Raw genomic sequence first — 15910 nt, forward strand, 5'->3', positions numbered from 1 at the left:
TTTTACTCCAGACTTAACAACACTTTGCGCAATTCTACAAAATCGGCCGGCAGATCGCCCGCTAAACTTGGTTCACCGGCGACGGCCGCTAATGCAGGCGGTAACGCAATTGGGTTGCCGAGGATATTTTCTACCGATTCCTTAAACTTAGCCGGATGCGCGGTGCCCAGAAACAGACCATATTCACCCGGCTGCAATTCGCGTTTTAATGCGCGATAAGCCACCGCCGCGTGCGGCTCAGACAAATAACCCAGTTGTGATAACTGGCGCACACCGAGCTGGGTATCTTCTTCATCCACCACCTGCGTAGCCAGTGCCGATCTCTCGATCACGCCTTGCGCCAGCAAATCTTCGACCCGTGGCCAGTTATTCGGCGCACTGACATCCATCGCATTGGATAAAGTGGCGACTGTTTTATTGACCTGCCACTGCCCGCTTTGCCAATAACGCGGCACTGTGTCGTTGGCGTTGGTGGCTGCGATCATCCGTTTAATCGGCAGGCCCAATGTTTTGGCAATGAGCCCTGCCGTCAGGTTACCAAAATTGCCGCTGGGTACTGAGATCACCAGCTGTTCGCGCTGGGCCGGCGTTAACTGCGCCACGGCTTCGAAGTAATAACAAACCTGGGCAAATAACCGGCTGATGTTAATCGAGTTAGCGGAGTTGATATTGAGCCGGCCAACCAGGTCGCGGTCGTTAAACACTTCTTTCACCAGCGCCTGGCACTGGTCAAAATCACCATCAACGGCCAGCGTGTGGATATTATCGCCGAGCGTCGTGAACAGTTTTTCCTGCAACACCGAGATCTTGCCTTTCGGAAACAGGATCACCACCTGCACACCCGGTTGGCGATAAAACGCGTGTGCAACCGCTGCACCGGTGTCGCCCGAAGTAGCGGTCACGATAGTCGTGCGGCTGACATTGGAACGTTGCTGCGCAGCGAGCAGCGCGCGCGCCATAAAGCGACCACCAAAGTCTTTAAATGCCAGTGTCGGACCATGGAACAGTTCGAGACAACCAATCTCTTCAGTCACCGACGCCACCGGCGCCGGGAAATAAAAAGCTTCGCCAAGCATTTGTTCCAGCTCGGCCAGCGGTAATTCATCCCCGATCAGCGCATGCAATAAATGCGCACTGCGTTTGGCAAAAGGCATCGCCAACAGCGCGTCGACGTCGATTTTTGGCCAACTGGCCGGGAAAAACAAACCTTGTTGTTCACCGAGGCCAATCCGCACCGCGTCTAAAAAACTGACCTGCTGGGCCGGTACTTTGATATTTCTTAACAACATAATATTTCCTGGAGCATTGCTCTTAAATCATTGAATTCATTGTTCAAGTGTCTTTTTACAACGCGCGTGTACCAGCCTTTGATAACCGGCAGATATGCGTCATCGCATCGGCATTTTTTTCATAGTGTGCCCTGAGATAATCCCGGGCGAATTCGGCTTGTTCTGGTGTGCTACACAGCGCAAACAAGGTTGGGCCTGCGCCGGAAATGCCGACATGACCAATCCCCTCTGCCATCAGTGCCGCGCGAATAGCCGGTAATTCCGGGATCAGCGGCGTGCGCGCCGGCTCCGCGACCACATCTTTAAGCGCCGCAAAAGCCTCGACTTCATCTTCGCTATACAAAGCAGCAACAAAACGCGCCACGGTGCCGGCAAACTGAATGCTGTGCTTTAACGTCAGTTGCTGCGGTAACACTGCGCGCGCCGCTTTGGTCGACAGCACTGTACCCGGATAACTCAACACCACCTGCCAATGAGAAAACCATGGCAATTTGCGATATAACAACGGGCTTTCCGGCAGCATCAATTGCAAGCCGCCATGCAAGGACGGCGCGACGTTGTCATAATGCACGCCACCGCTGACGCCGCCTTCACAGACGGCAGTCAGTTCCAGCAGTTCGCGGTCTGACAACGGCTTGCCGAAATAGTCATTAAAAGCATAACAAGCCACCACAATCGAACAGGCGCTGGAACCCAGCCCGCTGCCAACCGGCAAATGCTTGACCAGCCGCAGTTTCAGCCGGGGCAACTCCCGGCCGACTTTTTGCTCAAAGGCATAAAAACTGGTCAGTACCAGATTATCATTGCTGTCGCCCGGTAACTGGTGGACATAACGGCCCGCCAGTTCCAGCGACATCGCTTCGGCTTCGCCGAGGATCTGTAACTCATCCCCTAACAATGTACCGTCTACTGCTTCAAAGGCTGCGCCCAATAAATCAAACCCAACCGAAAAATTCCCGGTGGAGGCCGGCGCAAAATACGACTTCATGCTTAAACCTCCTGCTGCCAGCCTAATGTGCGCATCACATCGCCAAACACACCGGCCGCGGTGACTGCGGCTCCGGCGCCGTAACCACGCAGCACAAACGGAATTGGCTGGTAATAACGGGTGTGGATCGCGAGCGCATTTTCACCATCTTTGACCTTGGCGAGCGGATGGTCCAGATCTAAGGCTTTGACCGCGACTTTGCACTGACCGTCGGCGATTTCACCGATAAACCGCAGCACTTTGCCATCCGCCTGCGCCGCCGCGACTTTGTCGGCGTACCAGGCATCAAGCTCCGGTAATTTGGCCATAAAAGTGGCTACATCAGTACCGGGCGCAAAATCAGCCGGCAATACACCTTCGACAGTGACATCAGCCAAATCCAGTTCCAGACCGGCTTCACGCGCCATGATGAGCAGCTTACGCGCCACATCCATGCCGGATAAATCATCGCGTGGATCCGGCTCGGTAAAGCCCATCGCTTTTGCCTTCGCGGTAACTTCAGACAATGGCAGACCTTTTTCCAGCTCGCCGAACAAGTAACTGAGGCTACCGGACAAAATCCCTTCAAAGGCTACCAATTCGTCACCAGCATTTAATAAGCCCTGCAGCGTGTCGATGACCGGCAATCCGGCGCCGACCGTGGTTTCATACAGGAAACGGCGGCGATTGCGCTGCGCGACCTGACGCAGTTCGCGGTAATAATCGAGGCTCGCCGTGTTGGCCTTTTTATTCGGCGTGACCACATGGAAACCGGCCGCCAGGAACTGACTGTACTGGGCCGCGATGGCTTCTGAACTGGTGCAGTCGATCAGCACCGGGTTGGTCAGGTGATGTTCCTGCACAAATTTATCCAGAGCCGCCAGCGAGAATTGCGCGGTCGCAGTGGCCATATCGTCCTGCCATTTGGCTAAATCGATGCCCTGACCGTTTAACAATAACTGCCGCGAATTGGCGATACCATACACACTCAAACGCACATTGCGGTTTTGCAGGAACTGCTGCTGACGTTCAAACTGCGCTAATAATTCGCTGCCGACCACGCCACAACCGACCAGAAACACGTCGATACTGGGCACGTGGCTGAAGAAGTTTTCGTGACAGACTTTCACTGCATTCTGGCAACTTTGCTGTTCAACCACGGCTGAGATAGAGCGTTCACTGGAGTCCTGCGCAATGGCGACGACGTTGACCCGCGCCTGTGACAAAGAAGCAAAAAACTTGGCCGCTACACCGCGGTGCTGGCGCATGCCATCGCCAACCAGGCTGACAATCGCCATATCGGTCTGGATAGACAACGGTCGCAGCAGCTTGCCCTGCAATTCCAGTTCGAATTCGGCTTCCAGCGCGCGTTTGGCGGCTGTTAAATCCAGCTGTGCCACACAGAAACTGATACTGAATTCACTGGACGACTGAGTGATTAAATTCACCGACACCTGCTCGCGCGCCATCGTGGCGAAAATCCGCGAAGCCATCCCCACAACGCCTTTAAGGCCTGGGCCAGATACTGTGATGAGCGCCAGATGTTCCAGGCTGGAAATGCCTTTGACCAGGCTGTCACCGCTGTTTTGATTGTCGATACAACTGCCTGGCGCTTGTGGATTCAGCGTATTTTTGATGTAACAAGGGATTTGATAACGCGCCAGCGGCCCAATCGTTTTCGGGTGCAGCACTTTGGCACCGAAATAGGATAATTCCATCGCTTCGTCATAAGACAAATGGTCAATCAGCTTGGCATTTTTCACCTGGCGCGGATCTGCACTGTAAACACCATCTACGTCGGTCCAAATCTCACAGACCGATGCCCGCAACGCTGCGGCCACGATGGCGGCCGAGTAGTCAGAACCATTGCGGCCAAGCAGACAAAGTTCGCCCTGCGCATTACTCGAGACAAAACCAGCTAAGACATAAACTTGCGCGGCCTGCTTTTTCACCGCAGCGCCGAGGGCAATTTCTGAAGCTGCGACATCCGCCACCGCATTCAGATAATCTCCCTGGCTTTTTACGCATAGCACTGAATCGAGCAATACCGCTTTGACTTGTTGCGCCAACAGCAACTCGGTCATCAATGCCACACTGAATTGCTCACCAAGCCCCAGTAACTGTGCCTTGATATGATCCGGGCAATAGTGCAGCAACTCGACACCCTGTAGTCTGTTGCTGAGCGTCGCGTCTTGTGCTGCAACCACAGCATGCAGGCGTTGCTGCGCGGCACTATCAATCACTGCCGCAGCATCCGCCTGCATTTTCTGCAAGCGCTGCCGCCAGCTTTGCAAAGCATCCTGATAACCGGTGCCGAGAAAGGCCAGGTCAGTCAGTTCCACCAATAAATTGGTCACGCCATGCGGCGCCGATAATACCAGTCCCACCGGCTCGGTCTGTGGCTGCGACCGCACAATTGCCGCAACTTCCAGAAACCGCGCCACCGACGCTAACGACGAACCCCCAAACTTAAGCACCCGCATTTTTTGCTCCTCAGATAAAACGCAAAAGGCCCGTGACTGTTGAGGTCACGGGCCTTTTATCAAGACAATACGCCGCCGACCTCCTACCCCGCAGGGCTGGTGGTAATAATCGTGGTGGTTGTATTGATATTATTGGTATATTTCATGCGTTCTTATATGCGCATTGTTTTAGACGTCTGTCAATCTATATGTTCAAAATAAAGTCAGTTAGCCTTCTTGTGATAATCGGTTTCACCGGCCTGATAACAGCATACCCGATTCCGGCCTGAACGTTTGGCATTGTACAACGCCATGTCAGCGCAACGAATTAAATCATCATGCAGGAAATGTTGCTTCGGCACAAATTCAGCGACGCCGATGCTCAGCGTCGTGCGGATGGTTTGCTGATTAAATAACATTGGATAGTCCGCCACTGCGCGGCAAATCCGCTCGGCAACTTCTTCCGCGCCTTCCAGACCTGTATCAGGCAGGATAATGCCAAACTCTTCGCCACCATAGCGACCGAATAAATCTGAATCACGTAACAGGCTGCTGATAAAAGACGACAACTCGACCAAGACAAAATCGCCGCCCAAATGGCCATATTTGTCATTCAGATCTTTAAATTTATCTAAATCAAACAAAATCAGACTCAGCGAATGCTGATAACGCTGCGCCCGATGTATTTCTTGCTTCAGCTGCTCTTCCCAGTACCGGCGGTTCTGTACTTTCGTCAGACCATCCTGCCGGTTAGCTTTTTCCAGTTCAATCAGTGTGCGGCTCAGATGCTGCTGATAAACAAATGCATCGGTGGCATCTTCAATCAGGATACAAATCAATGGTTGCTCATGTTGACCAGTTTCCAGCGGCAGCATAGTGCAATTCTGTGCCATGTACTGGCTGCTGCTGGTGATAGGCCGCAGATGAGGCAGTTTAAAAATATACTGACGTTGTTCCCAGCTGCTAAAGGCCGGAGTCTTTAAATCCAGCACACTCATCAGCTTACGTTTGAGCCAGGCTTCGGGTAAGTCGGCAAACACGCTGAACAGCGACTTACCCAGCACGCCGGCCAACTGCAGGTTGCCGTGTCTTTCGATAAATGCATTCAGGTACTGAATATTGTATTCATCGTCAATAACAATCACGCCGCTGTTCAGGGCGGCGAGAATAGGACTGCTCAACATCGCATGCGACATCAGTAGGCTTCCAGGATCCGATCCAGGATATGTTTGATATTGGTCACGGCTTCGCCCGGGATTAACAGAATCATGTCGCAATTAAAGGAATGATCAATCAGCTGATAACTGATATCTACTTTTAACGCATGCTCCCAATGAAACGAGGTATTTTTCAGTACATCCGCGACATTGCCATGCCGCGATGACAGTATTCTGGGCGCTGAATATGACAAACTGTTTTCAATCTGGCTGGCTAAACCGTTTAAGAAGGTCGTCGTCAAAATCGAGCTGATGTCGGTTAACATCTCAATCTCTGAAACGTCCCCTGGCTCATAACCCAGCAGCGCCGAGATTTTGTGTGCGTTTTCCATTTTATACAGCACAATCGCTTCACCGCGTACGCCTTCATTACCAAAGAAGCCCTGGCTGACCAGCGCCGCTTCAGCATCCTGATAGCGGTTTTCGAACTCAGCCGGGATGTGCATAGCGCCAACGAGGGCAATCGAAGGTACTTGCAAATGAACAAAAGTATTGAGGAAACGCGCCAGCTTATCACTGGCCAATCCCATCGCCACGTTGATGATTTCCTGCAGGCAATCGCGCTGCTCTTCGCTGAAGCCCAGATTATTCATATGAAACCATACTGTTTCAGTACGCCATTGATCTTGTCTTCGTTCACAGGTTTTTGTACAAACGCCAGTGCACCAAGTTCCATCACCCGTTTTTGCATTTCCGGTTGAATGTCCGCTGAGATCACGATGACAAAGCAGTCGATACTTTCGGCTTTGATCGCCTCAAGTACACCAACACCATCCAGTTCAGGCATCGTCAGATCCAGAAATACCAAGCCGATTTCCTGGCTGCGTAACACAGCCAGCGCTTCAAGGCCATTGCCGGCAGTCTGGAACTCGGCATCAAAAGACTCTGGCAGACTCTTTCTCACTTGCTTGCGGGCTAAAATTGAATCGTCACAAATCAGGACTGGCAAAGCCATGCAGAACTGCCTCTGAATTTCTAATAATTATTTGAAGTTACGGGCAAAATATAACCACTTGCCCCTTTGATTGCAACATCCGATCATCGCACTGTGTAAAATGAGTTGAAGCTATTTGCCAACGCCCTGCTCTCCTACCGGGCTGATTTGAACTATAGTTGGCCTGCTTCAGACGGCTACACGCATTACTGATACTACAACCTGCACACACAGGGACAAATTCTGTAGTAAAGTATTTTAATTATTGTTTTTTTTAGCTAATTTTATAGCATGTGCTGGTAAGCACTCTGCGACAAGCAGCAGCGCGTTCAGAACTCACAGGATGTCAGATGCAACAAAAAAGTCTTTCGCGCAAGCTGCTGACCAAAGTGCTGTCAGTTTATTTCATCCTGACCTTTGTTGTAACGCTGGGCCAGATCGTAGCCGAGTACTTCAACACCAAAAATCATATTAACGGTGAGCTGGCGACCTTACAACAGACCATCTCTGGCTCACTTACCCGCGCCATCTGGGAACTGAACACCCAACAAGCGCTGATTATTGCTGACGGCCTGTTAGCTATCCCATCGATTGAAGGCATTATTGTGCGCGATGACAGCGGCGCGGTGATCACGCAGCTCGGCCAGTATGTCGACATCAGCGAGCGCTACAGCAATCAGCTGGTCAAAGAAGGGGTGCGGCTGACAGAGCAACAAAGCGGCTTGTTTGGCTATACCTTTCCGCTGATTTTTGAATTCTCCGGCCGGGCCACCCAAGTGGGTGATGTAACTTTATTCTCCAGCCGGACCATAGTGCTGGACCGGATCAAAGTCGGTATTTATTTCCTGATCGGCAACGCAGTGTTAAAAACCACATTTCTGATCATCCTGTTTTTAATTGCCTTTCGTAAACAACTCACTTTACCGCTTGCCGAATTAACGCAGCAGATTGAAGATCTTGAGCTGGATAACCTCGAAGATACCAAAGTCGAGATCCAGCACGGTGACACCAATGAACTCGCGGTAATGGCGGATGCCTTTAACCGGCTGATCGCGCGGGTGCAGGATTACAAAGGCCAGCTGGAAAGTACGCAAAAGCAGCTGCTGCAAAGCAACGAAAAGCTTGACCAGCATAACCTGATATTAGAACAGGAAGTGGCGCGGAAGACGTCAGGCCTGAGTCAGGCGATGATGGATCTGCAACAGCAAAAGCAAGAACTCGAAGTGAAACAGCAGGCACTGCGTGAAGAAATTGAACGCCGGCGCCACACTGAAGATGCCCTGCGCAACAAACAAACCGAGCTGGAAAAACTGGTCAATGATTTACGCCAGGCGCAAGACCGACTGGTACAGTCGGAAAAAATGGCCGCTTTAGGTGGTTTAGTTGCAGGTATCACGCACGAAGTGAACACGCCGGTAGGCATTGGTGTCACTGCCACCAGTTTCCTCGCTGAAAAGCTGGCAGCGCTGGAACACGCGTATCAGGAAAAGAGCCTGTCGCCCAAGGCATTGGAACATTTTATTGAAGAAGCCAAACAAGGCACTGAATTATTGAACGCCAATTTGGTGCGCGCTTCAGAACTGATTGCCAGTTTCAAACAAATTGCTGTTGATCAGACCAGTGAAGCAATCCGCACCATTCAGCTGCAGGATTATCTGACAGAAATTATCCGCTCACTGCAGCCGCACTTCAAAAAGACCAAACATCACATTGAAGTCAATTGCCCGGAAAACCTGGTGCTGAGCTGCCCGGCCGGTGCTATTTCGCAAATTTTTACCAACCTGCTGATGAATTCATTAATCCATGGTTTTGAAGATATTGATGAAGGCAACATCAATATCACCGTCATCGATGAAGGCAATATTGTCGACATTAATTACAGTGACAATGGTAAAGGCCTGACACCAGAGCAGCTGGAAAAGTTATTCCACCCGTTTTTCACCACCAAACGTGATCAGGGCGGCAGTGGACTTGGCACCCACATTACTTATAACCTGGTGCGCCAAACCCTCGGCGGCAGTATCCAGGTCCGCAGCGAACCAGGCCAGGGTCTGGCCTACCATATCCGCTTTCCAAAAGTGCTTAAACGTTAAGCAATCGACAATCCGGCAGGTGCGCTTTGTGCTGTCTGCCGGTTGTCGCTCCGGACTTTCCGGTTATACTGACCGTCTTCTGAGATCCGGACCTGACTGACTATGTGGTTTAAAACCCTGCGCGTGTACCAAATTACTGAACCGTTAAACCTCAATATTGAAAAGCTAGATACAGCGCTGGCGGAACATAAATTCACACCTTGTATGGGCCAGGACGCACTGAAACTTGGCTTCACCTTCCCGCTGCATCCAAGCATTAAATCATACGCCCACCAGCTCGAGCACTTGTTTGTATTCGCGTTGAAACGGCAGGAAAAAGTGTTGCCGGCTGCCGTGATCAATGAAGAGCTGCAGCCAAAAATAGATGCATTGGAGGCCGAAAAAGGCCGGCCTTTGGGTCGCAAAGAAAAACAGGCACTGAAAGAAGAGTTAATCCAGACCTTGTTGCCACGGGCATTTAGCCGCTCGACTGTGACTCAGGCGATCTATGACGCAAAAAATAACTGGTTTATCGTCAACACCAGCTCAGCCAGCCGCGCTGAAGATTTGCTGGCACTACTGCGCAAAGCGCTGGGATCGCTGCCAGCCGTACCGTGGATTGACAGTAATCAGCTCAGTCAATCGATGCAGCAATGGCTGAGCAATCAGGCGCTGCCCGCTGGTTTTAGCCTTGGCCATGACGCTGAGTTAAAAGCACCGGATGAAGAAGGTGCCAAAGTCCGTTTCAGCAATCACGTGCTGACGACGGACGAAGTGCAAAGCCACTTAGAAGACAAGCTGGTGACTAAGCTAGAGCTGGTGCAGCCGGAACAGCTGAGTCTGGTGATCTGTGAAGACGGCAGTATCAAAAAGCTGCAATTCGAAGAGTTACTGGCGAACAAGAATGACGAACTGGGCTGGGAAGATTTGGTACTGCGTCTTGACGCTGACTTGCTGGTGATGGCCAATGAACTGGCGCAGGTGCTGCAAGTATTTAAAGACCAGGTGCAACCTCTGGTTAAGGCCTAAAACTAATCTGCAGGGCTGGCTGTCCGCTGCTGCAGACAGCCGATTCCACTACATAAACATGGTTTTTGCATCCTGATAATGCTGCTGTATCTGTGGTTCGTGCATAAAGTCCCGTTTTGGAATAAGCCCCTGCTGTAAATAGCTGTCTAACAGCTGCGACTCACTGCTGCGCAGAGGATATTGCTGACGGGCGATTGCAGCCAGCCGGACAAAGTCGGTATAACAAGGTTGGTCGGCCATCGCTAATCCTGCCCAATCCTGCACCACCCGGACAAAAATATCGGCAAATGACCAACTTTGCAGGATCACCACGCCAATGTTCGGCGACAGATCCCGGATGGCATGACGTAAATAAGCCGGTTCGGCAAATACTGCCGGATATTTTTCAGCTTCGCTCAGGATCGGCAATGCGCCAATCTGATACACCAATGCTGCGAGCGTCATAGTGTCCATGTTCAGCGACGTATGTTTATGTTGTTGCTGATAAAACTTCAGGCAAGCCATCGAAATACAGGTAATTTCAATAGTATCACGCCATAGTTCCGCCATTTGTTCTAACACCTGCGGATGCTGGCTGACAAACAACTGCTCAAGCGCCATAGCCGTGGCAATATTTTTGACCTGAAACAACCCGATCCGCGTCACCGCCTGATTTAACGTATTGACCTTGATACTGCGCCCTAAAAAGGCGCTGTTGGCGACCTTCAGCATCCGTGCAGCGAGCGCCGGATCCAATGCGATCACTTCTGCCATCGCATGCAGGTTAATGTCGGGATCATCTGCCGCCTGGCGTACCCGCACAGCAATTTCTGGCAGCGTTGGCAACACCAGCACGTTATTGCGCAGTTTTTCGGTCAGAAGCGTCAATAATGCATTATCCGCTGACATATAAATTCCTCGCTGCTGATGAACGCTCCGACCAGATTTGTTGTAATACGGCCAGATCGGTTGTGTTGTATGGATGCGCCGGAAATTTTCCCCAGACCGGTGCTGGCCAGCTCTTGTCACTTTGAAACCGGACAATGTGATGCAGATGTAATTGCGGCACCATATTGCCCAGTGCCGCCAGATTCAGTTTGTCGGGCTGATAATCAGTCTTGAGGTAAATACTCAGGGTGCGACTTTCCAGCCACAACTGGTCCTGATCAAGCTCGGATAAATCGATTACATCACGCACACCGACACGCCGCGGCACTAAGATAAACCAGGGGTAGTGCTGGTCATTTATCAGTCGCAGCTGACATAAAGGCCAATCAGCCAGCCATACTGAATCAGCTGCCAGCTGCGGATGCAGCTGAAAATGCTCTGTCATTCTACCTTCCATTATTTCAGTGTGGCGCCTGTAACTGCTGGTGCTGCATGCGCTGAATAATTAGCTGACAGGCCAATGCATCCTGAGATTTTGCCGACAATTCAAGTTCAGCCGCCAACTGAGTGATCTCCGGAAAACCCATACTGCCGGCACAGCCTTTCAGACTATGGGCTTCATATTGTAATCCCGCCAGATTATTGTCTTGCTGCAACTGCGCCAGTTGCGCCAGTTGTGCCGGCAGACGTTCAGCAAAATCTTGCTTCAGAGCAATAATCGCCGGGTCTTGCTCCAGTTTAGCGGCTAAATCCTGTTCCAGCTGCTGTACTTTGCGCGTGTAATTACGGATCATCGCATAAAAGTCGTGCTGCACTATCGGCTTACCCAATAACGCCTGACAACCCGCTTCGAGATAGCGTTGATGATCTTCCCGCATCACATTGGCGGTCAATGCAATAATTGGCACATCGATGCCGGCATGCCGGATTAACCGCGTGGCCTCTTCGCCCCCCATTTCCGGCATTTGCATATCCATAAAGACCAAATCAAAATCTTCCAGCAACAGTTTTTGCACCGCCTGATGGCCATTGGCTACCATGGTAAATTCAGCGTTGATCTTGCGTAGTAATACTGCGACTAATAACTGATTGTCGGTGTTGTCTTCTGCCACCAAAATCTTCAGCTGTGGCAGACAGTCAGATTCCGGTTGTACTGCATCCGGATTAATGCTTGGTTCAAAATGTTCCACCAGGCTGACTTGCTGAGTTTCACAATGCATCAGAATTTCAAAACAGCTACCCAGCCCTTTGACACTCTCCGCACGGATATCGCCGTTCATTTGCTGCATCAGTTTTTTCGAAATGACCAGACCTAAACCAGTACCGCCAAAATTGCGCGTCACGGTGGCATCGGCCTGGACAAAAGGCTGAAACAACTTCGTCAGCTCTTCGGCACTCATGCCAATACCGGTGTCTTTGATGCGGATCACCAGTAGCTCGTCACCGGACTGGTAACTGACCTGAATAATAATTTTGCCGCGTTGGGTAAATTTCAGCGCATTACTGGTCAGATTGAGCAATACCTGCCGAAAGCGCAATTCATCGGTACGCAATTGCGCTGGCAACGGATAGTTCAGCTCAAGCACACAATCGAGCGCTTTGGCCTGTGCCTGATTTTTCGTTTGTTGGTAAATATCATCGATGAGTTGCAGAAAGTTAAACTGGACATAGGATAGCTCCAGCTTATCCGCTTCGATTTTCGACAGATCCAGAATGTCATTAATCAGCTTCAGTAAATGGTCACCACTGCGCAACACCCGTTTCAGGTAGTCAGTCACTTGCTCATGATCTTGTTCGATAATTGCCTGTTCGCTGAAGCCGATAATGGCCGTCAGCGGCGTACGGATCTCATGGCTCATATTGGCCAGGAATACACTTTTCAGCCGGTTCGCCTGCTCAGCGGACTCACGGGCCAGGATCAGTTGCTGGTTAGCGCTGGCCAGATTGCTGTTCGCGCGTGCCAGATCCTGCGTGCGCTTCTGTACTTTCTCTTCCAGTTGCTGTTTATAGGCGCGTTCGCGCTCGCGGTATACCCGGAGCTGGCGCACCATCACATTAAACGCCGCGAACATGTCACCCAGTTCATCTTGTTTTTTTACTGTCAGTAAGGTGCTGAGATCGCCGCGGCCAACTGCAGTTTTGGCTTCCGTCAGTACTTTGATCGGTTCAAAAATATATTTAATTAACAACCAGTAGCATAACAATGGCAAGCCAATAGCAATCAGAATACTGAGCACAAAAACCAACACCGGCAAGAACTCAGAGACTGCCATTAACTCCGTTTCGGCAACAGCACTGACCAACATAAAATTACCGGGCAACTCAGCTCCCAGCACTAACATCGGTTTACCGAGTAACACAATGTGCTGTAACTGACCGGCACCGACTGATTGCTGTACTTGAGAGAAATTGGAGGGTGCCAGTGCACTGCCGATCAGATTCGGTTTGTCCGCATAGGCAATGATGCCACCCGCGCTGACCACCAAATTAACATTCGACGTCAACATGCGGTTCTGGACAATCTCATCCAATGCATCGGTGTTCAGGTTGACGACTAAATATCCCCAAAGCCGGTCGATTTCGTTAGCATCGTTGGCAAGCTGGTAAATTTTCTGCGCCAGGATCACTTTCAGCTCCTGCTGATCATTTTCCCGACTGATAAATATACCGGAATCTTCAATCATGCCTTGTAACGACGTAAAGTAATCGGCGCGGAAACGACTGCCTGCCGCGACAGAGTTTGCTGCAGCGACCGGCGACTGAAACACCAGTTCGCCGCTCAAGCGCAATAATCTGATTTGCTCAGCGTCCGGGAATGCTTTCTGATAATGCTTCAGCTGGGTTGTCAGTGACTTTTCGGCGCCGGGCTGCTCTGTCAAAAACGCCAGTGTGCTCTCAGTCTGACTCAGATGCTGCAGATGCATCTGGTGATTGCGCAGATACACGTTGAGTTTGTTTTGCTGAATTTGCAGATGCTGGGCGACTTTGATAAACGCCTGCTGGGCAAATGATGACTCACTGTATCGATATGCCAGATAGCCAAACGCCAATGTGGGCAAAACCATCAACGGAAACATATAGATAACAAGAGTTTCGCGGAGTCTCATTCGTCCATTAACCTGACTCTGACCATAATGTGGATGTGGCTACAGCATAAACAGACAGAACCCAGCCGACAATCAATTTCAATGGAAAGTCGTTGGCCGTCAGTACGTGACACAAACTGACGGCCTGAGTTCTGCCAAAACTCCGGATTAACCTAAATAGGCAGCAGCCAGACTGGCGACCGGAGCTGCTGAAGGTTTGCCATGTTGCCAGTCGCCGCCGTCAACACCACTGCCCGCGATGTCGATATGCACATAGCGCAGGCCTTTTGATAACGCGGAGTTTTGCTCCAGCCCGGCAGCGACAACTAAAAATGCCATCGGGAACTGATGACCACGCGCGGTGACTGACGACGCTGCATTATTGCAGCTCAACACATCATCGGCACAGCTGCGCGCTTTGATAAAGGCGAAGTCTTCACGCCGGCTGGACGACAACTCAGACGGATCTCCCCACAATTCACCGGCGCCCGCGATGGCCGCTGACACACCGGCCTGACGGGCTGCACCGTTTTCAACCAGTGCAGTGTACGGGCCGACCGCTCGTGCCGCATGGCCAGTCAGAGTTGCCACTGAAAATAGTGTTGGGTTCACGGCATGTTGCGCCTGCAAGCGTAAATGCGACATCAGATCAGCTAATACCAAACGGCCTTCGGCATCGGTATTGCCAATTCTGACCCGCACACCGGCATGACTGGTAATAATTTCATCGGCAACAAAAGCATCTGAACCAATACTGTTACGGACTGCGCCGATTTCCGCAATCACATGCAAACCCGCCGGTTTTAACATCGCGACAGTTTTCATAAAACCGGCGACCGCAGCGGCGCCGCCTTTGTCACGACTCATGCCGGCCATGCCACCGTTTATCTTCAGGTCAGCGCCGCCGGTGTCATAAACCAAACCTTTACCGGCGAACAACAACGTTTCGGTAATTTCACCTGCCGGACGATACTCCAGCCGGATCACGGCTGGTCTATGCCGGGTTACAGCTAATGAGCTGCGGGCGACAGCCATCAGTAATGGATAGTCGGCAAGCAGTTGTTCGGTATTCGTTTCTACTTTAACTTTCACGTCGGTATGCTGAAATGCATCGACACAATAATCTGCAAAACGCAGTGGCGTCATCCGTTCTGGCTCGGTACCACACAAGTCACGGGCCAAACGCCGGCCTGCCTCGGTAGCAGCCAAAAACGCCGCCTGTGCGTCATTGAGACCCAGCAGACCAATCTGCTGCACTGGCTCTACGCTTTGTTCGCCACGAGCTTCACGGCCTTCCAGTGGTTGCCACAGTGCTTGTGCGGCGGCCAGATATGCAACTTCCAGCGCCTGTGCATAACGTGCATCTGTCGGCGCCTGTAGCCAAATCAGCGGGCGCACTGCCCCGGCCGCCTTGGCTTGTTGGATCGCGACTTTTGCCACATCAGCAAAACAACGCACATCATCATAGTCACGCAGTAATGGTCCCGTCGGTGCCAGAATCAAACGTTTGCCGGCAACGAGCGGACAAATCAGCGTGACCGTTTCACGACCAATACGCTGGTCGATAGCCTGGTGGCTGGCAACAAATTCAGTCAACCCGGTATCAGGCAACCCGGTAAAGTGTTCAGCGATACAAATTAGCGCATCCCAGTCAGCAGCAGAAGCAGCCTGTAGGGAAGACACAGCGACAGGAGTAGGAAAAGCCATTGATAAGTCCTTGGAATTGCTGCCAGACCAGCAGAGATCAGATAATTTTATTTTCTTGCCAGAGTTTTTCTTTGCGCATCCGCTCCTGGCGTTTTTCACACGGATTCTCACAGTCACAGGCTTTTTCGATGCCAAGCGCATCAAGACCGCCACAGCTGCCGGCAATAGTTTTACGTTGCACGATATAACCAATTGCCATAGCCAGCACAACGATTAACAACACAGCAAACGTCAACAGAAATACTTCCATGACAACCTCTTTAGGCATTGAACTGAAACA

The 15910-nt window shown here is 51.2% G+C and carries 13 protein-coding genes; 2 read left to right on the plus strand and 11 right to left on the minus strand.

From position 1 onward, the window contains the following. Positions 1-2 precede the first annotated feature (2 nt). The 6 genes from thrC to ATY27_RS16335 all read right to left on the minus strand — a co-directional run bounded on the left by thrC (position 3) and on the right by ATY27_RS16335 (position 6890). The gene (gene thrC / locus ATY27_RS16310; protein WP_208931661.1) at positions 3-1289 is read right to left on the minus strand and encodes a threonine synthase; all 1287 of its coding nucleotides are present in this window, start codon (positions 1287-1289) and stop codon (positions 3-5) included. Positions 1290-1344: 55 nt separating this feature from the next. Continuing rightward, positions 1345-2277, minus strand: coding sequence for a homoserine kinase (gene thrB / locus ATY27_RS16315; RefSeq protein ID WP_208931662.1), 933 nt, complete (start codon positions 2275-2277; stop codon positions 1345-1347). A 2-nt stretch (positions 2278-2279) separates the two neighbouring features. After that, on the minus strand, positions 2280-4739 hold the full coding sequence (thrA, locus tag ATY27_RS16320; RefSeq protein WP_208931663.1) for a bifunctional aspartate kinase/homoserine dehydrogenase I: 2460 nt from the start codon (positions 4737-4739) through the stop codon (positions 2280-2282). A 203-nt stretch (positions 4740-4942) separates the two neighbouring features. Next, positions 4943-5914: a diguanylate cyclase gene (locus tag ATY27_RS16325; protein WP_208931664.1), complete on the minus strand. Its 972-nt coding sequence runs from the start codon at positions 5912-5914 to the stop codon at positions 4943-4945. Continuing rightward, positions 5914-6528 carry a chemotaxis protein gene (locus ATY27_RS16330; RefSeq protein ID WP_208931665.1) on the minus strand — a complete coding sequence of 205 codons (615 nt, stop codon included), beginning with the start codon at positions 6526-6528 and terminating at the stop codon, positions 5914-5916. Before ATY27_RS16330 ends, ATY27_RS16325 begins: the two co-directional genes overlap by 1 nt. After that, positions 6525-6890 carry a response regulator gene (locus ATY27_RS16335; protein ID WP_208931666.1) on the minus strand — a complete coding sequence of 122 codons (366 nt, stop codon included), beginning with the start codon at positions 6888-6890 and terminating at the stop codon, positions 6525-6527. The genes ATY27_RS16330 and ATY27_RS16335 overlap by 4 nt, the downstream gene beginning before the upstream one ends. 329 nt (positions 6891-7219) lie before the next feature. Between ATY27_RS16335 and ATY27_RS16340 the strand changes: the two genes are divergently transcribed. Continuing rightward, positions 7220-8962 carry an ATP-binding protein gene (locus ATY27_RS16340; RefSeq protein ID WP_208931667.1) on the plus strand — a complete coding sequence of 581 codons (1743 nt, stop codon included), beginning with the start codon at positions 7220-7222 and terminating at the stop codon, positions 8960-8962. A 102-nt stretch (positions 8963-9064) separates the two neighbouring features. Continuing rightward, positions 9065-9970, plus strand: coding sequence for a recombination-associated protein RdgC (locus tag ATY27_RS16345; protein WP_208931668.1), 906 nt, complete (start codon positions 9065-9067; stop codon positions 9968-9970). A gap of 48 nt (positions 9971-10018) precedes the next feature. Here ATY27_RS16345 and ATY27_RS16350 read toward each other — a convergent pair whose 3' ends face one another. From ATY27_RS16350 to nqrM, 5 genes are all read right to left on the minus strand, one after another. Beyond that, positions 10019-10858, minus strand: a complete 840-nt coding sequence (locus ATY27_RS16350) for an HDOD domain-containing protein (protein WP_208931669.1) — start codon at positions 10856-10858, stop codon at positions 10019-10021. Further along, positions 10845-11282 carry an HIT domain-containing protein gene (locus ATY27_RS16355; protein WP_208931670.1) on the minus strand — a complete coding sequence of 146 codons (438 nt, stop codon included), beginning with the start codon at positions 11280-11282 and terminating at the stop codon, positions 10845-10847. Before ATY27_RS16355 ends, ATY27_RS16350 begins: the two co-directional genes overlap by 14 nt. Before the next feature lie 16 nt (positions 11283-11298). Further along, positions 11299-13914 (minus strand): ATP-binding protein, encoded by a 2616-nt coding sequence (locus ATY27_RS16360; RefSeq protein WP_244151343.1) that lies wholly within the window; start codon positions 13912-13914, stop codon positions 11299-11301. A 177-nt stretch (positions 13915-14091) separates the two neighbouring features. Next, positions 14092-15630: a leucyl aminopeptidase family protein gene (locus ATY27_RS16365; protein WP_208931672.1), complete on the minus strand. Its 1539-nt coding sequence runs from the start codon at positions 15628-15630 to the stop codon at positions 14092-14094. A 37-nt stretch (positions 15631-15667) separates the two neighbouring features. Next, entirely contained in the window at positions 15668-15880 is a 213-nt protein-coding gene (gene nqrM / locus ATY27_RS16370) for a (Na+)-NQR maturation NqrM (RefSeq protein ID WP_208931673.1), read from the minus strand. Positions 15881-15910 lie beyond the last annotated feature (30 nt).

Source organism: Rheinheimera sp. F8 (genome assembly GCF_001518915.1).